The 22,347-nt window shown below is 75.2% G+C and carries 22 protein-coding genes; 7 read left to right on the top strand and 15 right to left on the bottom strand.

The genetic code is table 11. The features are described from left to right. Window positions 1–59: 59 nt before the first annotated feature. The 9 genes from ACZ4VF_RS13600 to ACZ4VF_RS13640 are packed head-to-tail and all read right to left on the bottom strand — an operon-like array spanning window position 60 to window position 9,876. Complete coding sequence (locus tag ACZ4VF_RS13600; protein WP_467925850.1) at window positions 60–1,481, bottom strand: PfkB family carbohydrate kinase; 1,422 nt, start codon at window positions 1,479–1,481, stop codon at window positions 60–62. Beyond that, window positions 1,478–2,311, bottom strand: a complete 834-nt coding sequence (locus tag ACZ4VF_RS13605) for a D-sedoheptulose-7-phosphate isomerase (protein ID WP_467925852.1) — start codon at window positions 2,309–2,311, stop codon at window positions 1,478–1,480. The genes ACZ4VF_RS13600 and ACZ4VF_RS13605 overlap by 4 nt, the downstream gene beginning before the upstream one ends. Beyond that, complete coding sequence (locus ACZ4VF_RS13610; RefSeq protein ID WP_467925853.1) at window positions 2,308–3,540, bottom strand: glycosyltransferase; 1,233 nt, start codon at window positions 3,538–3,540, stop codon at window positions 2,308–2,310. Before ACZ4VF_RS13610 ends, ACZ4VF_RS13605 begins: the two co-directional genes overlap by 4 nt. Then, window positions 3,537–4,499: a glycosyltransferase gene (locus ACZ4VF_RS13615; RefSeq protein WP_467925854.1), complete on the bottom strand. Its 963-nt coding sequence runs from the start codon at window positions 4,497–4,499 to the stop codon at window positions 3,537–3,539. The genes ACZ4VF_RS13610 and ACZ4VF_RS13615 overlap by 4 nt, the downstream gene beginning before the upstream one ends. Beyond that, complete coding sequence (locus ACZ4VF_RS13620; protein ID WP_467925856.1) at window positions 4,496–5,506, bottom strand: glycosyltransferase family 9 protein; 1,011 nt, start codon at window positions 5,504–5,506, stop codon at window positions 4,496–4,498. The genes ACZ4VF_RS13615 and ACZ4VF_RS13620 overlap by 4 nt, the downstream gene beginning before the upstream one ends. Then, window positions 5,503–6,210: an HAD-IIIA family hydrolase gene (locus ACZ4VF_RS13625; protein WP_467925857.1), complete on the bottom strand. Its 708-nt coding sequence runs from the start codon at window positions 6,208–6,210 to the stop codon at window positions 5,503–5,505. The genes ACZ4VF_RS13620 and ACZ4VF_RS13625 overlap by 4 nt, the downstream gene beginning before the upstream one ends. After that, window positions 6,207–7,202, bottom strand: coding sequence for a glycosyltransferase family 2 protein (locus ACZ4VF_RS13630; RefSeq protein WP_467925859.1), 996 nt, complete (start codon window positions 7,200–7,202; stop codon window positions 6,207–6,209). The genes ACZ4VF_RS13625 and ACZ4VF_RS13630 overlap by 4 nt, the downstream gene beginning before the upstream one ends. Beyond that, complete coding sequence (locus tag ACZ4VF_RS13635; RefSeq protein ID WP_467925860.1) at window positions 7,199–8,833, bottom strand: carbamoyltransferase family protein; 1,635 nt, start codon at window positions 8,831–8,833, stop codon at window positions 7,199–7,201. Before ACZ4VF_RS13635 ends, ACZ4VF_RS13630 begins: the two co-directional genes overlap by 4 nt. A 38-nt stretch (window positions 8,834–8,871) precedes the next feature. After that, the gene (locus tag ACZ4VF_RS13640; RefSeq protein WP_467925861.1) at window positions 8,872–9,876 is read right to left on the bottom strand and encodes an NAD-dependent epimerase/dehydratase family protein; all 1,005 of its coding nucleotides are present in this window, start codon (window positions 9,874–9,876) and stop codon (window positions 8,872–8,874) included. Window positions 9,877–10,214: 338 nt separating this feature from the next. Between ACZ4VF_RS13640 and ACZ4VF_RS13645 the strand changes: the two genes are divergently transcribed. Together ACZ4VF_RS13645 and ACZ4VF_RS13650 are read left to right on the top strand one after the other, a co-directional pair. Further along, window positions 10,215–11,108, top strand: a complete 894-nt coding sequence (locus ACZ4VF_RS13645; protein ID WP_467925863.1) for a polysaccharide pyruvyl transferase family protein — start codon at window positions 10,215–10,217, stop codon at window positions 11,106–11,108. Window positions 11,109–11,209: 101 nt separating this feature from the next. Then, window positions 11,210–11,773, top strand: coding sequence for a hemerythrin domain-containing protein (locus tag ACZ4VF_RS13650; RefSeq protein ID WP_467925864.1), 564 nt, complete (start codon window positions 11,210–11,212; stop codon window positions 11,771–11,773). A gap of 139 nt (window positions 11,774–11,912) precedes the next feature. Here the strand turns inward: ACZ4VF_RS13650 and ACZ4VF_RS13655 are convergent, their stop codons facing one another. Next, entirely contained in the window at window positions 11,913–12,287 is a 375-nt protein-coding gene (locus ACZ4VF_RS13655) for a DUF3040 domain-containing protein (protein ID WP_467925865.1), read from the bottom strand. 382 nt (window positions 12,288–12,669) lie between these two features. On the opposite strand from ACZ4VF_RS13655, the gene dhaK reads away from it, so the two are divergent. From dhaK to ACZ4VF_RS13670, 3 genes are all read left to right on the top strand, one after another. Next, entirely contained in the window at window positions 12,670–13,662 is a 993-nt protein-coding gene (gene dhaK, locus ACZ4VF_RS13660) for a dihydroxyacetone kinase subunit DhaK (RefSeq protein WP_467925867.1), read from the top strand. Between the two features lie 66 nt (window positions 13,663–13,728). Further along, complete coding sequence (dhaL, locus tag ACZ4VF_RS13665; protein ID WP_467925869.1) at window positions 13,729–14,337, top strand: dihydroxyacetone kinase subunit DhaL; 609 nt, start codon at window positions 13,729–13,731, stop codon at window positions 14,335–14,337. After that, window positions 14,330–14,740, top strand: coding sequence for a PTS sugar transporter subunit IIA domain-containing protein (locus tag ACZ4VF_RS13670; RefSeq protein ID WP_467925871.1), 411 nt, complete (start codon window positions 14,330–14,332; stop codon window positions 14,738–14,740). The genes dhaL and ACZ4VF_RS13670 overlap by 8 nt, the downstream gene beginning before the upstream one ends. Before the next feature lie 256 nt (window positions 14,741–14,996). On the opposite strand, the gene ACZ4VF_RS13675 is transcribed toward ACZ4VF_RS13670, so the two are convergent. After that, the gene (locus tag ACZ4VF_RS13675) at window positions 14,997–15,698 is read right to left on the bottom strand and encodes a glycoside hydrolase family 75 protein (protein WP_467925872.1); all 702 of its coding nucleotides are present in this window, start codon (window positions 15,696–15,698) and stop codon (window positions 14,997–14,999) included. A gap of 417 nt (window positions 15,699–16,115) precedes the next feature. On the opposite strand from ACZ4VF_RS13675, the gene ACZ4VF_RS13680 reads away from it, so the two are divergent. Continuing rightward, window positions 16,116–17,090, top strand: a complete 975-nt coding sequence (locus tag ACZ4VF_RS13680) for a fibronectin type III domain-containing protein (RefSeq protein WP_467925873.1) — start codon at window positions 16,116–16,118, stop codon at window positions 17,088–17,090. A gap of 165 nt (window positions 17,091–17,255) precedes the next feature. Further along, a complete protein-coding gene (locus ACZ4VF_RS13685; RefSeq protein WP_467925875.1) occupies window positions 17,256–17,804 on the top strand; it encodes a hypothetical protein in 549 nt (182 codons plus the stop codon). A 1-nt stretch (window position 17,805) separates the two neighbouring features. On the opposite strand, the gene ACZ4VF_RS13690 is transcribed toward ACZ4VF_RS13685, so the two are convergent. The 4 genes from ACZ4VF_RS13690 to ACZ4VF_RS13705 all read right to left on the bottom strand — a co-directional run bounded on the left by ACZ4VF_RS13690 (window position 17,806) and on the right by ACZ4VF_RS13705 (window position 22,030). Beyond that, complete coding sequence (locus tag ACZ4VF_RS13690) at window positions 17,806–18,363, bottom strand: PadR family transcriptional regulator (protein WP_467925876.1); 558 nt, start codon at window positions 18,361–18,363, stop codon at window positions 17,806–17,808. A 41-nt stretch (window positions 18,364–18,404) separates the two neighbouring features. Next, window positions 18,405–20,420, bottom strand: coding sequence for an oxidoreductase (locus ACZ4VF_RS13695; RefSeq protein WP_467925877.1), 2,016 nt, complete (start codon window positions 20,418–20,420; stop codon window positions 18,405–18,407). Window positions 20,421–20,676: 256 nt separating this feature from the next. Beyond that, window positions 20,677–21,051 (bottom strand): hypothetical protein, encoded by a 375-nt coding sequence (locus tag ACZ4VF_RS13700; RefSeq protein ID WP_467925879.1) that lies wholly within the window; start codon window positions 21,049–21,051, stop codon window positions 20,677–20,679. A gap of 97 nt (window positions 21,052–21,148) precedes the next feature. Next, window positions 21,149–22,030, bottom strand: coding sequence for a hypothetical protein (locus ACZ4VF_RS13705; protein ID WP_467925880.1), 882 nt, complete (start codon window positions 22,028–22,030; stop codon window positions 21,149–21,151). Between the last annotated feature and the right edge of the window lie 317 nt (window positions 22,031–22,347).

Genomic DNA, 22,347 nt, shown 5'->3' on the forward strand with positions numbered 1-22,347 from the left:
CGAGCCCGCACGGGACCGTGCTCGCGTCCGGGCGGGGGGCCGGGCGGGACGTCGCGTGGTCACCTGGGCCGTCCTCCCGTCGGGCTCGGGGCCAGGGCCGCGCGGCGGGCGAGGCCCGTGGTGGAGCGGCCGTCCAGGTAGGGCAGCAGCAGGACCTGGCCGCCCCAGCTCTCCACCAGGGGTTGTTCGGGCAGCTGGGTCCGGGCGTAGTCGCCGCCTTTGGCCCAGATGTGCGGGCGGAGTTCGCCGAGGATGCGTTCCGGGGTGTCCTCGTCGAACACGGCGACGGCGTCCACGCACTCCAGGGCGCGCAGCACCCGCACCCGGTCGGCGGCCGGGACGAGGGGCCGGCCGTCGCCCTTGCGGCGGCGCACCGAGTCGTCGGAGTTGATGCACACGACGAGGCAGTCGCCGGCCCGGCGCGCCGCCTGGAGGAGGGCGACGTGCCCCGCGTGCAGCAGGTCGAAGCAGCCGCCCGCGGCGACGACGGTGCCGCCCGCGGCGCGGACCCGGGCGGCGGTGCGCACGGCGTCCCCGGTGGTGTCGCCGTCGGCCGACGGTTCCGCGGCCGTCTCCGGCTGGTCCGGGACGGCGACCGCGCGGGCGCCGCCCTCGGCGACGAACCGGGTGGCCGCGTGCACGGCGGCCTGGACGGCGGCCTCCGTGAGCGCGCCGTCGGCGAGCAGGCCCGCGGCGGCGGCGGCGAACCGGTCGCCGGCGCCGCACGGGTCGCCCGTGGCGGCGGCGGGGGTCGGTACCAGCAGCGGGGTCTCGCCGTGCGAGAGGAGGGCGCCGCGCTCGCCGAGGGTCACCGCGACGGCCTGGGCCTGCCAGGCCCGGACCAGGGCGCGGGCGTCCCGGGCGGCGGTGCGCAGCCCGGCGGCGTCGCCGGACCCGGTGCCGTCGAGTCGCCGGGCGAAGGCGCGGGCCTCCTGGGCGGAGGGGGTGGCCAGGCGGACACCGGAGACGGGGGGCCGGCCGCGCACGTGCGGGTCCCAGACGACGGGGGCCGCCGTGTGCGCCAGGGCGTCCCGCAGGACGTCGGCGGTACCGCGGCCGTAGTCGGCGACGAGGACGCCCGCGGCCGCCGCGACCGTGGACACCGCCTCCCGGGTGGCTTCGCGGGCGCGGCCCTCGCCGTCGTCGAGGCGGAGCAGCGGCCGGTCCCCGGCGAGGACGCGGGTCTTGCTGCTGAGCGTTCCCTCCATCGGCACCTCGACCAGCCGGACCCGGCCGGCCAGCAGTTCCCGCAGGGTGTCGCTGGCGGTGTCGGAGCCGAGCGCGGTGACCAGCGTGACGGGGCGTCCGTCGGCGGCCGCGAGGCAGGCGGCGAGGGCGGCGCCGCCCGGGCGGGAGCTGCGGCGGGTGCCGTGGACGACGGGCACGGGCGCGTCCGGGGCCAGCCGCTCGGCCCGGCCGCACAGGTCGTGGTCGAGCAGGGCGTCGCCCACGACGACGAGGGGTGTCTGCGAGGCGGTCATGCGTGTCCCTTCCGCGGGGCCACCGGCGCGCCGGGCGCGGGGGTACGGCCGACGGTGCGGGCCCGGCCGACGAGCCGGCCGACCACACCCGGCCTCCCGTCGGCGCCCGGCCTTGCATCGGCGCCCGGCCTTCCATCGGCACCGGGCCGACTGTCCGTACCCGGCCGGCAGTCCGCGCCCGGGTGGCCGTCCGCGTCCGGGTGGCCGTCCGCGTCCGGGTGGCCGTCGGTGCCGTGGCCGGGGACCCGGTGGCCGGCCTCGCCGCGCTCGACCGCCTGGTCGAAGGCCTCGCAGAGCATGTGTACGGCGACCAGGTGCAGTTCCTGCACGGTGGCGGCGACGGGGGCGTCGACGCACAGCGCGTCGTCCGCGCCGAGCTGCAGCGGGTTGGGGGCCCGCCCGGTCAGCGCCCACACCGTCATGCCGAGCCGGTGCGCGCTGTCGGCGGCGGTCAGCAGGTTGGCGCTGGCACCGCTGGTGGACAGCAGCAGGAGCACGTCGCCGGGGCGGCCGTGGGCGGCGGTCTGCCGGGCGAACACCTCCTGGACGCCGTAGTCGTTGGCGATCGCGGTGGTGGAGGAGGTGTCGGCGTGCAGGGCGACCGCGGAGAACGGCGGCCGGTCGTCGCGGTAGCGGCCGACCAGTTCGGCGGTGAGGTGCTGTGCCTGGGCGGCGCTGCCGCCGTTGCCCGCGACGAGCAGCCGGGCGCCCGAGCCGAGCCGCCTGGCGAGTTCGGTGCCCCAGCGTTCGAGGAGCGGGCCGTGGTCGCGGAAGGCCTCCAGGGCCTTGGCGAGGTCGTCGCAGTGCGTGGTGCCGGTGGCGGTGTTCATCGGACGACTCCCGAGAGCGAGGGGATCGAGGACACGGCGCCGTACACCCCGGCCACGCCGTCGGCCACCCGGTCCCAGGTGTAGTGGCTCAGCACCCGGGAGCGGCCGGCGGCTCCGTACCGGGCGAGCCGGTCGGGGTCGGCGAGCAGCGTGCGGACGACCGCGCCGAGGTCGTAGTCGTCGTCGGCCGGTACCAGGACGCCCGTGGTGCCGTCCACGACCGTGTCGAGCTGGCCGCCGACGGCGGTGGCGACGACGGGCGTGGCGCAGGCCATGGCCTCCAGCGGGACGATGCCGAAGGGCTCGTACAGCGGCAGCGACAGCACCAGGTCGGCGCTGGACATCAGCCGGGGCATCCGGGCGCGGCTGACCCCGCCGAGCAGGGTGACCCGGTCCAGGACGCCGTACTCGCCGGCGATGCCGTAGAGGCGCGCGGCCTCGGAGTCGGTGCCGAGCAGGTCGGCCTCGGGGCCGCCGGCGACGAGGAGTTCGGCGTCGGGGACGCCGGCCAGGGCACGGATGGCCCGGTCGAAGCCCTTGCGGGGCACGAGCCGGCCGACGGCGAGCAGCCGCCTGCGGGCGCCGGGCGGGCGGGTGCGGCCGGCCGGTGCGAACTGGTCGGGGTCCACCCCGCACGGCACGACGCTGATCCGGTCCTCCGGCAGCCCCATGGCCTTCAGTTCGGCCACCTCGTCGCTGCAGGTGGCGATGATCCGGGCGCACTCGTGGCCGATCGCCTCCTCGATGGCGAGGCGCTGCGGGGGGCTGGTGTCGGCGGTGCCCTGGTAGCGCTTCTTCACCGTGCCGAGCGCGTGGTAGGTCTGCACGACGGGGATGCCGAGGTCGCGGGCGCCGGCGAGGGCGGCCAGGCCGGACATCCAGAAGTGGGCGTGCACGACGTCGGGTGGGCTCTGGGCCCACTGCCGGGCCAGGAAGTGCCCGAACTCGGTCATGTGGGGCAGGAGATCGTCCTTGGGGACGGGTGCGGGCGGCCCGGCGGGCACGTGCACCACCTGCACGCCGTCGATGAGGGTCACCCGGTCCGGGAGGCCCGCCGAGTCCCGCCGGGTGTACACCGTGACGCGGTACCCCTTCCGGGCGAGCTGCCGGGCGACCTGCGCCACGTACACGTTCTGGCCGCCCGCGTCCGGTCCGCCGAGCGCGGCCAGCGGGCTGGCGTGCTCGGAGACCATGGCGACGCGCCCTGCGGTGTGCGGAATGCGGCTCATCGGGTGACCTCCTTGATCAGGCGCTCCCAGTCGTCCAGGAAGCGCCGCTCTCCGTAGCGGGCCTGGGCCGCGGCCCGGGCGGCCGCGCCGGTGCGGCGGGCCTGCCCGGGTTCGGCGAGGAAGGTCCGTACGGCGTCCTCCAGCACGTCGAGGCGGTTCGAGACCACTCCGGCGCCCTCGGGTACCGCCTCGCGGACCTCCGTGGTGTCCAGGGCGACCACGGGCATGCCCAGGAACATCGCTTCCAGCAGGGACAGGCCGAGCGAGGTCCAGCGCACGGGGTGCAGATAGACCCGGCAACGGGCCATCTCCCGGTGCAGTTCGTGCTGCGGCAGGTCCCGGGCGCGGCAGCGTTCGGGCGACAGGCCGAGGTGTCCGGCGAGGCCTTCGGTGCGCATCCCGAAGACATCGAGGGGCGCGGACCGGGAGAACCGGGGCAGCAGGTCGGTGCCGGTGGTACGGCCCCTGCGCACGGGCTCGTTGACCACGACGGCCGCGCGCCGCTCGGTGCCGGTGTAGAGCGGCCCGGGGTCGATGATGCCGTGCTCGACGACCTCGGTCGGGGCCCGGCCGCTGTCCCACATCAGCCGGTTGAAGTGGGTGACGTGGACGACGGGGATCGCCGACTGCCCGGCCAGCGGGTGGAGTTCCCGCTCGGGTGACTCGTCGGGGCTGTTGTGCTCGACGTACACGGCGGGCACGTCCACACCGGGCCGCCGGCCGGTCCAGCGCGCGGCCAGGTCGGGTTCGTGCGGGCGCTGGAGCACCATCAGGTCGATGTCGCAGTCCCGCAGCTGCCGGGGCGTGCGTTCCTCGACCGACGCCGGCCAGTCCCAGGTGGCGGCCCGGCCGAGGCCGTCGGATCCGCGGTCCTCGGTGACCGGGACCAGGTAGGTGTGCGGGCCCTGCACGAAGGCGGTGAGCCAGGATCCGTGCACGTGCCAGACGAGGATGTTCATGACTGCCGCTCCTGGATGAGCTTGTGCACCGCGCGCACCACGTCCTGTCCGGTGACCTCGTCCAGGCAGGGGTGGCCCGGTACCGGGCAGGTGAGGGCCCGGGTGCCCGCGCACGGCGCGGACTGGTCGCCGAGCAGGATGACGGGGACGCCGTACGGCGCCCAGCGCTCCGCCGGGACGACGGGCGCGAAGAGGGAGACGACCGGGGTGCCGACGGCGGCGGCGAGGTGGGCGGGGCCGGTGTTGGCGCTGATCACGACGTCGGCCAGGCGCAGCACCCCGGCGAGGGTCCGGGGGGAGGTCCGGCCGCCGAGGTCCACGGCCAGATCGCCGCTGACCCGCCGGGTGAGGTCCGTCTCGCCGGGGCCGCCGGTGACGACGACCCGGTGCCCGGCGTCGGCGAGCAGCGCGGCCGCCTCGGCGCAGCGGCGGGGGCTCCAGGCGCGGGCCGGGGCGGTGGCGCCGGGGTGCAGGACGACGTAGGGGCCTTTGCCGGTGAGGCCGCTGGTGTCGGGGGGCGGCAGCACGCGCAGCCGGCCGTCGTCGCCTTGCGGGGGCGGGAAGCCCAGGGCGGCGGCGGTGTCCAGCGCCGCCTCGGCCTCGTGCCGGCCCTCAAGGCGCCGGTGGCGTACGTCGAGGAGCCGGCCGGGGTGGTCGACGCTGTCGGCGCCGATCCTGCGGACACCGGCGAGCCGGAGCAGCAGCGCGGTGGGCAACGGGCTCTGGTGGAAGGAGGTGAGGACGAGCGCGGTGTCGTACGCCCCGGCCCGCAGCCGTCCCACCAGCCCGTCGATGTCGGCCGGGACGACCGGGGGCGGATCGAATCCCTCCCAGGGGGCCTCCCAGACCAGCACCTCGTCCACTCCGGGCAGCAGCCGCGCGGCGTCCGCGCCCCGGGGGCCGCACAGCAGGGTGACGTGCGAGGAGCCCGCGGCGACGGCGCGCACGGCGGGCCCGGCGAGCAGCACGTCGCCGAAACTGTCGAGCCGGACGACGAGGGACTTCACGCCGACCACCTCCGGGCCGGCGCGACGGTGTCCGGCACCGCGCACCGCGTCCCCTCCCGGGCGAGCGCGCCCGGGGAACCCGGGGAGGGGGCCGGGGGCCGGCCGGGGGCCCCGTGGTCCGCCGGAGCCGGCGCGGTCCTGGACTGCGGCGGCCGGCACGCGCGTCCGCCCACCGAGGCCCCGGCCTCGATCAGGGCCGCGCGGACCGCGGTGAGCACGTCGGGGGCGCTCTCGGTGGAGAAACGTTCCACCTCGGCCGGGGCCGTGGCCGCGTTGGGGACCAGGACGCCGCGGGCACCGGCCGCGCGGGCGGCCAGGACGTCGGCGGCGATGTCACCGATCACCAGGCACTCGGCCGGCGGTACGCCGAGCCGGGCGGCGGCCGTGTGGATCAGGCCGGGGCGGGGTTTGCGGCAGGCGCAGCCGGCGTCGGGGGTGTGCGGGCAGAAGAGCCAGACGTCCAGGCCGCCGAGCAGTTCGTCGGCGCGCCCGTTGACGCGGTGCACCTGCTCGGTGGTGAGCAGTCCGCGGCCGATGCCGGACTGGTTGCTGACGACGCCGGTGGCCAGGCCGTGGGCGCGGGCCAGCGCGACGGCCGCGGCGGCGCCCGGCAGCAGCCGGACCCGGCCGGGGTCGCCGTTGTACGGCACGTCGGCCACCAGGGTGCCGTCGCGGTCGAAGAGGACGGCGGACAGCCCGCTCACTCGGCACCCCCCAGGGGTTCGGCGTGCCGGTGACGGACGACTCCGCGCAACCAGTGCCGGACGGCGAGCGGCGGGATGAGCACGCTGGTACCGAGCATCCCGGCGATCTCGCGGGCGGTGCGCGGGCCGGGCAGGATCCGGGCGAGGGCGAACTCGGCGGTGCCCAGGCTCCACAGCGCGGCGCAGGCGCTCGCGGCCCGGCGCCGTCCGGTGAGGGCGCAGCCGGCCGCGGCGAGGGCGGCGCCGGTGACCGCCAGGTGGCGGGGCAGGCGGCCGCGGGGCGCCCGGGCGCGGTCCCACCAGTCGCGGCCGTGCAGCCGGTTCATCAGCGCGTCGTCGGCGTTGCCGCGCTGCGCGGGCAGCGAGGCCCACCAGTGGGCGGGGCGGACCGGGTGCCGGGTGACCCGGGTGCCCCGGATCAGGGACCAGCCGGCCCGCTGCACGCGCAGCGCGAGGTCGGCGTCCTCGCGGAAGGCCCGCGGGAAGCGTTCGTCGAAGCCGCCGGTCCGCAGAAGCGCCTCGGTCCGGTAGGCCATGTCGGCGGTGGCCCAGGCGGCGTTCTCCAGGCCCTTGGTGGTGCGTTCCCAGTCGGTGGGCCGGCGGTCCGGGGGCAGGGGGACCCGCAACCGTCCCTGGACACCGCCGACGTCGGGGCCGGCGTCCCGGAGGTCCCGGGCGAGCCGCCGGGACCAGTCCGGCAGCACCTGGACGTCGTCGTCGAGGAACACCGTCCACGGGGTGCGGACGGTCCGCCACCCGGCGTTGCGGGCGGCGGCCGGGCCCCGGCCGCCGGTGCGCAGGGTGCGCACCCGGTCGAGCAGCTGCCCGGCCGTCTCCAGCGTCAGGTCGCCGTCGGGCGCGGGCCGGTCGTCCACGACGACCACCTCGTGCGGCGGATGGCCGTGGGCCGCGGCGAGGGCGCGCAGGCACTCGGCGAGGCAGGGGCGGCCGATCGTCGGGACGACGACGGTGTAGGCGGGTGCGTCGCTCATGCGAACGCCTTCCCTCGGCGGATCGCGAACGGCCCGAGCACCAGCAGGTCCACGGGGGCCGAGCCGAAGCACTCCAGGGCGTCGCGGGGGTCGTCAACCATGGGCCGCCCGGCGGTGTTGAGGCTGGTGTTGACCACCACCGGCAGCCCGGTGCGCCGTTCGAAGCCCTCGATCATCCGGGCCACCAGGGGTTCCTGGGCGCGGTCCACGGTCTGGATGCGGGCCGTGCCGTCGACGTGCACGACGGCCGGGATGCGGGCCTTCCAGTCGGCGGCCACGTCGTGCACGAACAGCATGTGCGGGCTGGGCAGCGGTCCGTCGAAGATCTCGGCCGCGCGTTCCGCGAGCACCATCGGCGCCACCGGCCGGAACTCCTCGCGCCCCTTGACCGCGTTGAGCCGCTCCAGGTTCTCCGCCCGCCCGGGGTGGGCGAGCAGCGACCGGTGCCCGAGCGCGCGCGGCCCGTACTCGCTGCGCCCCTGGAACCAGGCCACGATCCCGTCGTCGGCCAGCGCCTCGGCGGCCGTCTCGGCGATGTCGGCGGGCTCCTCGTACGGTACGGCCGCCCGCTCCAGCCACGCCCGCAGCTCGGCGTCGCTCCAGCCGCGGCCGAGCGCGGCCGTCGGCATCGGCTCCAGGGTGTCCTTCTGGCTGGCGACGTGGGCCGCCGCGCCGAGGGCCGTACCGGCGTCGCCGGCGGCGGGCTGCACCCACACGTGCCGGAAGCCGCTCTCGCGCCACAGCCGGGTGTTGGCCACGCAGTTCAGGGCGACACCGCCGGCCATGGTGAGCGCGTCCTCACCGGTGGCCTCGTGCAGCCGGCGAGCGAGGGCGAGCATCGTCTCCTCCAGGCACAGCTGGGCGCTGGCCGCGAGGTCGGCGTGGTCCTGGCCGAAGGCGCCGCCGGCCGGGCGGGGCGGGACGAGATCGGCCCAGGGCACCGGGCGGGCCCGGAAGCCGCCCCCGTCGTCGGCGTGGACGTACTCCCGCAGCCGGCCGGCGAAGCGGGGGGTGCCGTAGGAGGCGAGGGCCATCACCTTGAACTCGTCGCTGCTGCGCAGGAATCCGAGGTGGTGGGTGAGGTCCTCGTAGAACAGGCCGAGGGAGTCGGGCAGCCGCTGGGTGCCGAGGACGGTCAGTTCGCGGTTGGTGTAGCGGCCGGCCAGGTGGGAGCCGCACTCGCCGCGGCCGTCCAGCACGAGGACGGCGCAGTCGGGGTACGGCGAGACGGGCCCGGCGGAGGCCGCGTGCGCGATGTGGTGCGGGACGAACCTCACCTTGGCCGGGTCGAGTCCGGGCAGCGCCTCGGCGAGGAAGCCCGGGGCCTCGCGGGCGTACTGCCGGCGCAGGTGGTCCCAGGGGTCGTGCAGGCCCATCTCCTCGGCGGGGCGGGCGAGCGCGGGGTCGTAGGAGTAGGCGACGGCGTCGAGGTCGGACGGGGTGAGCCCGGCCTGTTCCAGGCACCAGCGGGCGGACTGCTCCGGCTGCTCCCAGGCGGAGAACGGAACGGGCCGTTTGCCGTGCTTGCGGCGGGAGAAACGCTCCTCCTCCGTCGCCGCCACGATCCGGCCGTCGGTGATCAGGGCGGCGGCGGGGTCGTGGAAGAGTGCGTTGATTCCTAGGACGTGCATGCGCTGTCTCCAGGGCCGGGGAAGGGCGGGGGGCCGGGTCAGGACCGAGGGGGTTCCGCCGCGGGCTGGGCCGGTTCCGGGAGCAGGGCGGCGAAGTAGGCGATCGTCTGCTTCAGGCCCTCCTCCCACGGCACCTGCGGCGACCAGCCGAGCAGCTCGCGCGCGAGGGTGGTGTCGGGGCGGCGGCGGCCGGGGTCGTCGACGGGCCGGTCGACGAACGCGATCGGCGAGCGGGAACCGGTCAGGGCGACGATCCGGCGGGCCAGGTCCGCCATGGTGATCTCTTCGCTGCCGCCGATGTTCACCGGCCGGACCGACCGGCTCTCGGCCACCCGCAGGATGCCGTCGACGGTGTCGTCCACGTAACACAGGGAGCGGGTCTGGCTGCCGTCGCCGGTCACCGTGAGCGGCTCGCCGGCGAGGGCCTGGCAGATGAACGTGGGCACCGCGCGGCCGTCGTGGGCCCGCATGCGCGGGCCGTAGGTGTTGAACAGCCGCACTATGCCGGCGTTCGTGCCGTGGGTGCCCGCGTGCGCGGTCACCAGGGCCTCGGCGAACCGCTTGGACTCGTCGTACACGCTGCGCGGTCCGACCGGGTTCACGTTGCCCCAGTAGCCCTCGTGCTGCGGGTGGACCAGCGGATCGCCGTACACCTCCGAGGTGGAGGCGAGCAGCAGGCGGGCGCCGTCGCGTTCGGCGATCGCCAGGGCGTTGCGGGTGCCGAGGCTGCCCACGTCCAGGGTCTGCAGCGGCATCCGCAGGTAGTCGGCGGGCGAGGCCGGGCAGGCGAAGTGCAGGACCAGGTCGTACGGGCCCGGCAGGCGCCCGGCGCACTTGGGTGCGCAGACGTCGCCGTGCACGTAGCGGAAACCGGGCCGGTCCTCCAGGTGCGCGACGTTCTCGCGGCGCCCGCAGACCAGGTTGTCGGCGCAGTCGACTTCGACCCCTGAATCCAGCAGGCGCTCGCACAGGTGGGAGCCGAGGAATCCGGCGCCGCCGGTCACGAGGGCGCGCCGCCAGGAGAACGGTGTGTCACCAGTCATGGGGCTGTTCCTTCGTCGTCCTTCGTGCACGTCGTCCGCGTCTCGTGCGCGGCCCCGAGAGCCTCGCTCCGCAGGTCGGAGGGGCTGTGTGCGGGTGTTCGGCGCGTGTCGCGTCGACGGGCCCGACGTCGTCGGCCCGTGGGAGAGGGAGAGGACAGGGTTCGGGTCCCCGCTGAATCGGGAGGACCGCCCTGGGGTGGCCGCCGCTGGCTGGACGGCACTGGCAGCTGAGTTCCCGTGCCAGTTGGTTTCACACGTTGGATTCTTATTCTCCGGAACCAGGGGTACTCGCGCGACTCCTACGCCCCGGTGATCCCGCTGGTCACGGTGGAGGACTCATGCACGACGAGGTCACGGACGCCGCGCTGCGCACGCTCGGGGCGTCCGGCCGGACCCCCCGACGGCTGCTGCTCACCGGCTGGTTCAGCTTCCGGGACGGGGAGGCCACGGCCGGGGACGTCCTCGCGCAGGCGCACATGTCCGCCGCGCTGAACAGAGCCGGTATCCCGCACGACACGGCGTGGAGCCCCGGCTTCCGGCCCGGCGCGCTGTCCCTGGAGACGGCCCACCCGGGGACGTACGACACGCTGCTCTTCGTGTGCGGTCCCGTGCACGGGCCCCAAGTGGCCGCCCTCCATGACAGGTTCAGGTTCTGCAGACGACTCGCGGCCGGGGTCTCGGTGGTCGACCCGGCGGACCCCGCGGCCACCGGCTTCCACGCGGTCGTCGCCCGCGACGGCACCGGCGCCCCGGCCCGGCGGGACCTGGCGGCCGGGGCTCCGGCGGGACCGCGGCCGCCGGTGGCCGGGGTGGTGCTCACGCACGGCCAGGGCGAGTACGCCGGGCGCCGTCGGCACACGGAGGTGAGCGACCGGATCACCGGCTGGCTGGCCGGCAAGGACTGTGCGCGCGTATCCGCCGACACCCGGCTGGCCGTCGACGACTGGCGGCTGTGCGCCACCGCCGAGCAGTTCCTCGCCCTGGTCGCCCGCTTCGACGTGGTCGTCACCACCCGGCTGCACGGCCTGGTGCTGGCGCTGCGCAGCGGCATCCCCGTGATCGCCGTCGACCCGGTGGCGGGCGGCGCCAAGGTCGGCGCGCAGGCCCGCGCCCTGGGCTGGCCTGCGCTGGTGCCGGCGGACGAGCTGGCTCCGGAGATCCTGGACCACTGGTGGGAGTGGGCGCTGTCGGAGGGGGGCCGGTCGGCCGCCGCCTGCCACTCGATGGGCTGACGGGGCCCGGGGGGCCGTGTAGCGCGCCGGGCTCGGGGCACTCGGCGCGGCGACGGCCGGCCTTCCACGGGCCGCCGCGTTTCACGCAGGAGGTAACGACCATGGGTCACGGCGGGAACGTCATCCAGGAGCTGATCACCGACCATCGCGAGGTCGAGGAGATCTTCGGCCGCATCGAGGCTCTGCCGCCCGGCTCCGCGGAGCGCAAGACCCTGTGCGACCAGGCCACGATGGAGCTGGTCCGGCACTCGGTCGCGGAGGAGGCCTACCTGTACCCGGCGGTGCGGGAGCACCTGACCGGCGGGGACGCCCTGGCCGACAAGGAGCTCGAGGACCACGCCGAGGCCGAGCAGATCATGAAGGACCTGGAGAGCTGCGAGGCGGACGATCCCCGCTTCGACACGCTCATGACGCGGCTGATGAGCGAGATCCGGTCCCATGTGACGGACGAGGAGCAGAACCTCTTCCCGCAGCTGGAGGCGGCGTGTACGCCGGACGCGCTGATGGACCTCGGGGACAAGGTGCGCCGGGCGAAGAAGATGGCCCCCACCCGCCCGCACCCCTCGGCGCCGGACACTCCCCCGGCCAACAAGCTGCTGGCACCGGGAGCCGGTCTGGTCGACCGTCTGCGCGACATGATGTCGGGGCGCGGCAAGGAGAGCTGACGGGGCGCGGAGAGCAGACGGACGCGAAGAGCTGACGAGGCGCTCCCCGTGGGGCCGGGCACGTGCCCGGCCCCTTTCGCATGTCTTCTTCGGCTTCTTCGGGTTCCACGGGCTCCGGCGGGGCCGGGCCGAGTGCGGGTCAGAGCCACGGTGTGGCCCGGGAGCCGCGGCCGGAGCGGGCACGGGCCGCGCGGCACAGCAGCCGGAAGGCCTGGAGCAGGGTCAGCGGCCACAGCAGCGCGAAGCACCACAGCAGCGCGGGGTCCGACGTGCGGATGCCCATGACGGCGACGAACACCGACGCGACCGTCAGCAGCAGCACCGCCGCCGGCAGCCACACCTCCCGGCGCGCGCGGCCCGCACGGCGCGTGCGGCCCCCACGGCGGGTACGGCCCATACGGCGCGCGAACCGCCGGTCCTGACGCAGTCCGGCCTCGATCCGCGCCAGCACGAGCCGCTCGCGCAGTGACAGCCGTATCTCGTCGGGCTTCTCCCAGGTCTCCCAGTCGTCCACGGCAACGGCACCTCCTCCGCCGGTCGGCGGCCCGAAGGGTCCCCGTCCGCCGAGTTCCCCCACCGGCCCGGACGGAAGCGTGCGACGCGCACGGCCTTCGCCGCCGCGGCACCGCCGGCGAGCATGGCCGCCCGGGGCACCGGGAGGCGCGCGGCCGGCGGCGCAGGTGACCTTCGCCGCCGCAAGGCCGATACTGCCAGTAGACGCGTCGGGGGCCGCCCCCAGCGGGCGGCCGGCAGCACCCGACGCATCGCCGCCGGCGTCGGCACGACGCCGGCGGAAGGTGAGCCACGACCGCCACAGCCCGCCACGACCCGTGGAAGACGACCCGCCTCGGACCGCAGTCAACGAATCCCAGTGCTCAGCCCACGAGGAGACACCCATGAGGATGCTGATCAACGTGCCGGAGACCGTCGTGGCGGACGCGCTGCGCGGGCTGGCGGCCGCGTATCCGGACCTGAACGTGGACGTGGAGAACCGGGTGATCGTCCGCCGGGACGCCCCCGTGGCCGGACAGGTGGGGCTGGTGTCGGGCGGCGGTTCCGGGCACGAGCCGCTGCACGGCGGGTTCGTGGGCCCCGGGATGCTCGCCGCGGCCTGCCCCGGAGAGGTGTTCACCTCGCCGGTGCCCGACCAGATGGCGCGCGCCGCGGCGGCCGTGGACAGCGGCGCCGGTGTGCTGTTCGTGGTGAAGAACTACACCGGGGACGTGCTGAACTTCGACATGGCGGCCGAGCTGGCCGAGGACGAGGGCATCCAGGTCGCCAAGGTGCTGGTGAACGACGACGTCGCGGTGACCGACAGCCTGTACACGGCGGGCCGGCGCGGTACCGGCGCGACGCTCTTCGTGGAGAAGATCGCGGGCGCCGCCGCGGCCGAGGGGCAGCCGCTGGAGCGGGTGGAGGCGATCGGCCGGCAGGTCAACGAGAACTCCCGCAGCTTCGGTGTGGCCCTGAGCGCCTGTACGACCCCGGCGAAGGGCAGCCCGACCTTCGATCTGCCGGACGGCGAGCTGGAGCTGGGCATCGGCATCCACGGCGAGCCGGGCCGGGAACGGCGGCCGATGATGACGTCCGGGGAGATCGCCGACTTCGCGGTGAACGCGGTCCTGGAGGACATGCCGCCGCGCAGTCCGGTCCTGGTGCTGGTCAACGGCATGGGCGCGACGCCGCTGCTGGAGCTGTACGGCTTCAACGCCGAGGTGCAGCGGGTGCTCCGGGAACGCGGTGTCGCCGTGGCCCGCACCCTCGTCGGCAACTACGTCACCTCCCTGGACATGGCGGGTGCCTCGGTGACGCTGTGCCAGGCGGACGAGGAGCTGCTGCGGCTGTGGGACGCGCCGGTGAGCACGCCGGCGCTGCGCTGGGGTATGTGATCCGGCGGAGCAGGCGGCCACCGGACCGGTGGCTTGGTCAACGGCCCTACCACGCAAGGAGATCCAGTGCTCGACGCCGACTTCTTCCGCCGTTGGATGACGGCGGCCGCCGCGTCCGTCGACCGCGAGGCGGAACGGCTCACCGCTCTCGACTCGGCCATCGGGGACGCCGACCACGGCAGCAATCTGCAGCGCGGGTTCAGGGCCGTGACGGCCGCCCTGGAGAAGGAGGCGCCGGACACGCCGGGCGCCGTCCTGACCCTGGCCGGGCGGCAGTTGATCTCGACGGTCGGCGGCGCGTCCGGCCCGCTGTACGGCACCCTGCTGCGCCGCGCCGGCAAGGCGCTCGGCGACGCCGAGGAGGTGGGCGCGGAACAGGTGGCCGAGGCGCTGCGCGCGGGTGTGGACGGGGTGATGAAGCTCGGCGGGGCGGCGCCCGGCGACAAGACGATGATCGACGCCCTGGTGCCGGCCGTGGACGCGCTCGGGAACGGGTTCGCCGCCGCGCGGGCCGCGGCTGAGGAGGGGGCGGTGGCCACGACCCCCCTGCAGGCACGCAAGGGCCGGGCCAGTTATCTGGGCGAGCGCAGCATCGGCCACCAGGATCCGGGGGCGACCTCGTCGGCGCTGCTGATCGCCGCGCTGGCCGACACGGCGGAGGCGGACGGTGAGTGAGGACAAGCGGGTGGGGATCGTGCTGGTGTCGCACAGCGCGGAGGTCGCCGCCTCGGTCGCCGAGCTGGCGAAGGGCCTGGCGGGCGGGGCCGGCGCGGTCCCCGTGGCGGCGGCGGGCGGCGTCGAGGGCGGCGGGCTCGGCACCAGTGCCGAGCTGGTCTCGGCGGCAGCGGCCTCCGTGGACCGGGGCGCCGGGGTGGCGGTCCTCACCGACCTGGGCAGCGCGGTGCTCACGGTGAAGGCGCTGCTCGCCGAGGGCGACGAACTCCCGGAGGGCACGCGCCTGGTCGACGCGCCGTTCGTGGAGGGGGCGGTGGCCGCGGTGGTCACCGCCGCCGCGGGCGGGGACCTGGACGCGGTGGAGGCCGCGGCGGCGGAGGCGTACGCCTACCGGAAGGTGTGACGGGGGCCGGCGCCCCCGGCTGGTCGACGCGGGGGCCCGGCGCGCTGGGGCCGGCCGGTGCGGTGCGGTGCGCCGGCGTACCGGCGCGCCGGGCCGGTCGGGGCGACGCCGATCACTGTGACAGGAGTGTCCGGGCCCGGGGGCCGGCCGGTGCGCCGGGGCAGCGGAGAGCGCGCCGCCGTCCGCGCCGCCGGGCCGGTCGGTGCGGCGGGGGCCCGGGCGGGTCAGCGCGCCGGGGAGCGCGTCGCCGGGCCGGTCAGTGCCTGGCGACGAACTGCCTGGCCAGCCGCCGTCCCTCCGTGACGGCCGCCGCGTGGTCCTCGATGGGGCTGACGCGGGAGTCCCGGAAGACGATGTAGGTCACGCCCGAGGGCACCCCGCCCTCGCGCGGGTCGGCGGGGATGCCGAGGCCGCGGGCGGTGGCGTAGGAGGCCTCGCCGATGACGTCCCGGGGCCCGGTGTCGCCGACGACCGCGTACTGCACCCGGCCGCGGTAGAGGACGGCGGCCACAGAGCCGCCACGGACGCCGTACGCGCGGGGGTTCCAGCGGTGACTCGGCGGCGGGACCACGATGTAGGGCAGGTTCTCGGCGCTGAGGTACCGGCCGTCGGACTGCTGGAAGGCGGTGGCGGCGGCGAACACCGGGTCGGTGCGGCGGTTGCAGCGGGCGCTGGGCCGGCCGTCGCAGTCGATGTCCAGGTCGGCCTTCCAGAAGACGGCGTCGCGGGTGCCGCACACGCGGACGGTCGCGGGATCGCCGGCGTCGGTGCGGTAGCGGCCCCGGGAGAGCCGGGTGCACGTGCCGGTCCGGGCCAGCAGCTCGGCGGCGGTGACCGCACCGTCGCCGCGGGCCACGGACCGCTCGCGGGGCGGAACGGCGGTGGCGGGGGCGGGCAGCGCCGCCGGGGCGATCAGGACGGCGCCGGCCGCGGCCAGGGTCAGCGACGGGACACGCACGATGAGGGACCCTCTCGTCGGGGACAAGGCGAACGTGCAGCACACTGTGGTGCGGGTCCGGGCGCCCGGCGACGGGGGCCGCCGCGAAGGGGCCGGATGGAGCACGCCGCTGACACCCCGTGAGGGAACGGATAGGTCCACATGGCGGGTCGGGCGGGGACAACAGGGGCCGGGGGTCCGGCCGGTGTCTTCCCGGACCCCCGGCCACCCGCGCCGGCGCGGGATCGGCGACGACAGCGTGTCCGCGCCACAGGCATGAACTTCCCTGCCCTCTCGGGTAGTTCAGCCGTAGGGGGATTCAGCATACGTAAGGTCCGGCGATGGTCACCAACACGGCCCTCTTGCTGTGGCCGCACCCGGCGGGCCATATTGGTCCGGACCTTTACGTGCTGCCGAGGCCGTCCAGGAGGCACAGCCGTGCGACGCGTTCCTGTCCCGCTCGCGCTGGTCTGCGGATCGCTGCTGCTGGTGGCGTCCTGCGGCTGGAGCCGGGCCGACGAAGGCGGCGAGGGAGGGGCGCCCGGGGCTCCGGCCGGGATCACCGCCGCGGCGGGCAGCGCCACCAGCGTGCACGTGATGTGGAACGCGGCCCCGGCATCTTCCGGGGTCCGTGGCTACGAGGTCTATCGCGGCACCACGAAAGTGGCCGAAGTACCGGCTTCGCAACACATGGTGGACGTCACCAGGCTCAGGCCGTCGACCATGTACGCCTTCACCGTGCGGGCGCGGGGCGCCGAGGGCCGGCTGGGCCCGCCGAGCCGCGCGGTGCGGGCGCGGACGCCGGCCGCGACGGCGTCCGACCGGTCGGCACCGTCCCGGCCGGGGCCGGCCACCGGGCGGGCCGTGGGCAGCCGCGCGGTCCAGCTGGGCTGGGGCGCGTCCCGGGACGACCGGGGTGTGGTGTCGTACGACGTCTACCAGGGCGGGGTGAAGATCCACAGCGTCGGCGGGAACCAGACCGCCGCCGTCGTCACCGGCCTGCGCCCCGGCAGGCGGTACGTCTTCACCGTCCGGGCCCGGGACGCCGCCGACAACCTCTCCCCTGCCGGCGCGCCGGTCCGCCTCACCACCCCGGGCGGCGACGACGGCCGCAGCACCGCGCCCACCGCCTTCACCGCCGCCACCCACCGCTCCGGTGGCGCCTTCTCCATCGACCTCGCCTGGGACCCGCCGAGCGCGGACGGCGTGATCGCCGAGTACCAGATCCAGCTGGACGGGACCGCGGCCACCTCGCTCGTCTGGGGCGGCACACCGCCGCGCGGCCGGGCCCGGCACAGCTTCTACGTGGGCACCGCCACCGGCGAGGAACACCGGGTACGGCTGCGGGCACGGCTGCCGGACGGCACGTGGGGCGGCTGGTCGGCGGAGCGGACGGTGACCACGGGCGGCTGACCGGCGCGCCGGTGCGCCGGTCGGCGGAGCCCGTCACCCGACCGGGTCCGCCCCGCGTGCGTGCGGGTCCGGGGCCGCGTTGGCTGCGGTTGAGGCAGCACGGACGTTTCCGACCCTCGGCGGCGCATGGGACGTACCGCCAACCGTGCCGCCGGAGGCCAGCCCATGGACAACTCGCGACTTCCGCTCCGCTCCGGCCTGACCCTGGCGGCCGCCGCCGCGCTCCCGGCCGCGCTCGCCGGGCCGTCCGCCGCCGTCTCGGGCATCTCGGTCAGCACCACCGGCTCCGCCGTGTCGGTGGTCACCAGCGCGTGCACCCAGATCAACGGCAGCTGGGGCACCGCGGCTTTGCTCAACAGCCGGCAGGCGAACTTCGCCCAGGGCCGGCAGGTGGCCCTGTCCGGCACCTCCGTCAGCCAGTCCGCCGCCTGGTCGGCGGTGAGCCCGGGGACGTACACCGTGGTCGTGGTCTGCTCCAGCGGCGCCACCGCGGGCAGCCAGTCGGTGATCGTCTCCGCGCCGGCGAGCCCCGCGCGCCCCACGACCTCCTCGACGTCCAGCCCCGCTCCGTCGCGCGGTGTGATGGGCGGTCTCGGCGGCGCGGCCCGCGACTACGGCCCGCTGACCATGGGGGTCGGCGGCGCCCTGGTCGGCGCCGGGATCGTGGCCACCGCCTGGGTGCTGCGCCGCCGCTCGAAGCCGTACCGGCTCTGAGTCAGCTCTGCTCGCGCTCCTCAGCGGGCAGTTCCGCGAACTCCGCCAGGGCGTGCGTGAGCCACTGGGTCCAGAAGGTCTCCAGGTCGATGCCGGCCCGCAGGACCAGGTGGCGCAGCCGGTCCTCGGGGGTGTCCCGCTCCGGCGGGAAGTCGCGCTTCTCGATCTCCTGGTACTCGGCCAGCTGCCGCCGGTGCAGCCGGAGGTGGCGGCGCAGGTCGGCCTCCAGACCGGCGGTGCCGACCACGGCCGCCGCGCGCAGCCGCAGCAGGAGCGGGTCCCGCATCGTCCGCGGGTCCTGCGCGGCGGCGGTCCAGCGGGCCAGTTCGGCACGGCCCGCGGACAGGACCTCGTAGCTCTTCTTCTGCCCGCGGGCCGGCTGTGCGGACGGCAGCGCGCGGATGAGGCCCCCGGCCTCCAGCTTCCCCAGCTCGCGGTAGATCTGCTGGTGCGTCGCGGACCAGAAGTAGCCGATCGACTTGTCGAACCGGCGGGTCAGCTCCAGCCCGGACGAGGGCTTTTCCAGCAGGGCGGTGAGGATCGCGTGCGGGAGGGACATGGGCTCATCCTAGGGACCGCGCCCGCGGCCCCCCTGGGTGCCTACAGGGCAGCCGCCAGCTCGGTGCCCTGCTTGATGGCGCGCTTGGCGTCCAGTTCGGCGGCCACGTCGGCGCCGCCGATCAGGTGCGCGCTGCGGCCGGCGGCGACCAGCTCCTCGTAGAGGTCGCGGCGCGGCTCCTGGCCGGTGCAGAGGACCACGGTGTCGACGTCCAGGACGGTGCTCTCCTCGCCGACGGTGATGTGCAGGCCGGCGTCGTCGATCCGGTCGTAGCGCACGCCCGGCACCATGGTCACGCCCCGGTGCTTCAGCTCGGTGCGGTGGATCCAGCCGGTGGTCTTGCCGAGTCCGGCGCCGACCTTGGTGGTCTTGCGCTGGAGCAGGTGGATCTGGCGGGGCGCGGCGGGCCGCTCGGGGGCGGCGAGGCCGCCGGGTGCCCGGTAGTCCATGTCGACGCCCCAGTGGCGGAAGTAGGTCCGCGGGTCCTCGCTCGCCTTGTCGCCGCCGTCGGTGAGGAACTCGGCGACGTCGAAGCCGATGCCGCCGGCGCCGAGGATGGCGACGCGGTCGCCGACGGGGGCGCCGTCGCGCAGCACGTCGAGGTAGCCGAGGACGCGGGGGTGGTCGATGCCGGGGATGTCCGGGGTGCGCGGGGTGACGCCGGTGGCGACGACGACCTCGTCGTAGCCCTCCAGGTCGCCGGCGTCCACCCAGGTGTCCAGGCGTACGTCGACGCCGTGGGCGTCGAGCTGGTGGCGGAAGTAGCGCAGGGTCTCGTCGAACTCCTGCTTGCCGGGCACCTTGCGGGCGATGTTGAGCTGTCCGCCGATCCGGCTCGCGGCGTCGAACAGCGTGACGGCGTGGCCGCGTTCGGCGGCGGAGACGGCGCAGGCGAGTCCGGCCGGACCGGCACCCACGACGGCGACGCGCTTCTTCAGCCGGGTCGGCGCGAGGACCAGCTCGGTCTCGTGGCAGGCGCGCGGGTTGACCAGGCAGGAGGTGATCCGGCCGCTGAAGGTGTGGTCGAGGCAGGCCTGGTTGCAGCCGATGCAGGTGTTGATGGCCTCCGGGGTGCCGGCGGCCGCCTTGGCGACGAAGTCGGGGTCGGCGAGCATCGGCCGGGCCATGGAGACCATGTCCGCGCAGCCGTCGGCCAGCAGTTCCTCGGCGAGCTCCGGGGTGTTGATGCGGTTGGTGGTCACCAGGGGCACGGAGACCTCGCCCATGAGCTTCTTGGTGACCCAGGTGTAGGCGCCGCGCGGGACGGAGGTGGCGATGGTGGGGATGCGGGCCTCGTGCCAGCCGATGCCGGTGTTGATGATCGTGGCACCGGCGGCCTCGACGGCCCTGCCGAGCGCGATCACCTCGTCCAGCGAGGAGCCGCCGGGGACCAGGTCCAGCATGGACAGCCGGTAGATGACGATGAAGTCCTCGCCGACGGCCTCGCGGACCCGCCGGACGATCTCGACGGGGAAACGCATCCGGTTCTCGTACGAGCCGCCCCAGCGGTCGGTGCGCTGGTTCGTCTGCGCGGCGATGAACTCGTTGATCAGGTAGCCCTCGGAGCCCATGATCTCCACGCCGTCGTAGCCGGCCTGCCGGGCCAGGCGGGCGGCGCGGGCGTAGTCCCCGATGGTGCGCTCGATGTCGGCCTCGGTCAGCTCACGGGGCACGAAGGGGCTGATCGGCGCCTGGAGGGGGCTCGGCGCGACGAGGTCCTGGTGGTAGGCGTACCGGCCGAAGTGCAGGATCTGCATGGCGATCCGGCCGCCCTCGCGGTGCACGGCCTCGGTGACCACCTTGTGCTGCTCGGCCTCCGCCTCGGTGGTGAGCCTGGCTCCGCCCTCGTAGGGCCGCCCCTCGTCGTTGGGGGCGATACCGCCGGTGACGATGAGCCCCACTCCCCCGCGCGCGCGGGCCGCGTAGAACGCCGCCATCCGCTCGAAGCCGCGGTCGGCCTCCTCCAGGCCGACGTGCATCGAGCCCATGAGCACGCGGTTGGGCAGCGTGGTGAAGCCCAGGTCGAGCGGGGTCATCAGGTGCGGGTAACGGCTCATGGGGCCCTCCGTGCGCGGTGTCGTCCGCCTCTTGTTGTAGAGGAAGCCCGCCGCTTTATGCAACTAGTTGCACAACCGGACGGCGGTGACACCGGCCACTCTGTACCGACTGGTATGTACAGAGTGGGGCTGGAAAAACGTCCGGCGCGAAGCCGTCGGCAGGGCGGCGCGCGTCACGGCGGACGGTCACGGAGCTGCGGAGCGGCGCGCCGGCGCCCCGGCCGGCGAGAGGCCGGCCGGGGCGCTGCCGTGCGGGTCAGCGGCTCTCCAGCCGCAGGTGCAGGTCCCGCTCCTGGTCGCCCGAGGCCGTGCAGGTCTCCTGCACGTTGAACATCGAGTCCAGGGTGTGGCGGAAGCGCTCCACCGCCCAGTAGCTGCCCTGGACGTCCGCCTGGACGGGGGACGTCAGGTGGACGGGCGGGCAGCCCCCGCCACGGGCCTCCGCGACGTCGTACGTGCCCAGCCACACCATCGGACGCGTCTCGTGGAGTTGCTGCGGTACTTCCTCGGGAGCCCGGTCGGAGGCGAAGCAGGCGCTGAGCGCTTCGAAGACGAGCCGGGCGTCGTCCGTCGAATACCCGCTGATCTCCACCGAGACGGTTTCCGGATGCGACCGCTCCGTGTCTGCCATTGATCGCTCCTTTCATGACCACGCTGCAGTGGAACGGAGTACCCCACCGCACCGCGTCCATCCCTTCAGCAAAGCATCACCGGCCGCCGGACACACCTCAGCCGCGGGAGAACTTGTACGTCTTGCTGTCCGTCAGCACACAGAAGCCGGGCGAGATCACGATCACGCGCAGGATGCCGGTACGGCGGTCGTAGTCGATGCCCTCCACCTCGAACGCGCCCGAGCAGGAGCTGCGCAGCGGCAGCCGGCGCAGTGCGGTGACATGGCCGGAGACGTCCGTGGTGCCGTTCGGCGCGGCCGACAGGTCGATCTGGAGCAGCGGTTTGGTGAGCCCGAAGAGGCTGCCCTCCGGATCGTCGGAGGAGCACAGCAGGGTGGTCGGGCCGGAGAAGTCACAGCCCTGGACGTCACGGACGGCGTGGTCGAGGCGGACGGTCGACACCTGCGGGAGGTTCTGCGAGGGCGAGGTGGAGGGGTTGACGCCCGGGGTGGGGAAGACGAGCAGACGGGTCATGGTGCCCCACTCGCCGGACAGCATCCACTGGCCGTCGGGCGAGACGGCGACCCACGAGTTGTTCAGCGCCTCGCCCGCGCCGAGCGTGTGGACGTACTCCGACCAGGTGCCGCCGGGCGCCCGCACGCGGAACATCTTGGAGTTGCCGGAGTCCCGCTGGTAGGGCTCGATGGAGTGGCCGTCGTACGAGGCGTCGGGGTCGCCGACGTGGTTCCAGCCGCGGCTGGAGACCCCGAGGGGGATGGTGCCGATGCCGGTGTAGTGGTTGGGGCTTCCCGCGGGCACCTCGACCGAGGTCAGGCCCTGGCTCTCGGTCAGCGGGTCGGCTCGGTCGGAGCCGGTCTCGGTCCAGGCGTCGGCCGCGCCCGCGGGCGTGGGTGCGGCGAGGGACACGACGGCGGCGGTGACGAAGGTGACGAGTCCGGCGAGGACTGCGTGACAGCGTGGCCGGGCGGACGCGGGCATGGCCGACTCCTCGGGCGCGGTGCGGGGGTGGCACTCGGTCGGCGGACAGTCTGGCGTGGCGTGCTGGTCATGTACAGGCCAACAACACACCCTGTGCGTGAACTCTCACGGCCCGCCGGACATCGCTGTACGGTCTCGGCAGGGCCTCCGCGCGTGCGGCGCCGGCGCGGCGGGCTTGGGCGGACGCCCCGCGCCGGGTTGAGGGATGGTGGAGGTAGTCGGGCGAAGGCGGCGGAGAGTCGGGTGTGAGCGCGGTAGAACAAGGGGAGTCGGCACGGGGGACGGCGTGCCGTGCGGACGGGCGAAGGCGGTGCGTG

The sequence above is a fragment of the Streptomyces sp. NPDC029151 genome (assembly GCF_055564315.1).

Bases quoted from the DNA above. Each gene is read 5' to 3' on its own strand.
- ACZ4VF_RS13635 (WP_467925860.1), bottom strand. From the start codon at position 8,833: ATGCACGTCCTAGGAATCAACGCACTCTTCCACGACCCCGCCGCCGCC.
- dhaK (WP_467925867.1), top strand. From the start codon at position 12,670: ATGAGGATGCTGATCAACGTGCCGGAGACCGTCGTGGCGGACGCGCTG.
- ACZ4VF_RS13640 (WP_467925861.1), bottom strand. From the start codon at position 9,876: ATGACTGGTGACACACCGTTCTCCTGGCGGCGCGCCCTCGTGACCGGC.
- ACZ4VF_RS13700 (WP_467925879.1), bottom strand. From the start codon at position 21,051: ATGGCAGACACGGAGCGGTCGCATCCGGAAACCGTCTCGGTGGAGATC.
- ACZ4VF_RS13605 (WP_467925852.1), bottom strand. From the start codon at position 2,311: ATGAACACCGCCACCGGCACCACGCACTGCGACGACCTCGCCAAGGCC.
- ACZ4VF_RS13695 (WP_467925877.1), bottom strand. From the start codon at position 20,420: ATGAGCCGTTACCCGCACCTGATGACCCCGCTCGACCTGGGCTTCACC.
- ACZ4VF_RS13610 (WP_467925853.1), bottom strand. From the start codon at position 3,540: ATGAGCCGCATTCCGCACACCGCAGGGCGCGTCGCCATGGTCTCCGAG.
- ACZ4VF_RS13645 (WP_467925863.1), top strand. From the start codon at position 10,215: ATGCACGACGAGGTCACGGACGCCGCGCTGCGCACGCTCGGGGCGTCC.
- ACZ4VF_RS13650 (WP_467925864.1), top strand. From the start codon at position 11,210: ATGGGTCACGGCGGGAACGTCATCCAGGAGCTGATCACCGACCATCGC.
- ACZ4VF_RS13600 (WP_467925850.1), bottom strand. From the start codon at position 1,481: ATGACCGCCTCGCAGACACCCCTCGTCGTCGTGGGCGACGCCCTGCTC.
- ACZ4VF_RS13685 (WP_467925875.1), top strand. From the start codon at position 17,256: ATGGACAACTCGCGACTTCCGCTCCGCTCCGGCCTGACCCTGGCGGCC.
- ACZ4VF_RS13615 (WP_467925854.1), bottom strand. From the start codon at position 4,499: ATGAACATCCTCGTCTGGCACGTGCACGGATCCTGGCTCACCGCCTTC.
- ACZ4VF_RS13630 (WP_467925859.1), bottom strand. From the start codon at position 7,202: ATGAGCGACGCACCCGCCTACACCGTCGTCGTCCCGACGATCGGCCGC.
- ACZ4VF_RS13690 (WP_467925876.1), bottom strand. From the start codon at position 18,363: ATGTCCCTCCCGCACGCGATCCTCACCGCCCTGCTGGAAAAGCCCTCG.
- ACZ4VF_RS13705 (WP_467925880.1), bottom strand. From the start codon at position 22,030: ATGCCCGCGTCCGCCCGGCCACGCTGTCACGCAGTCCTCGCCGGACTC.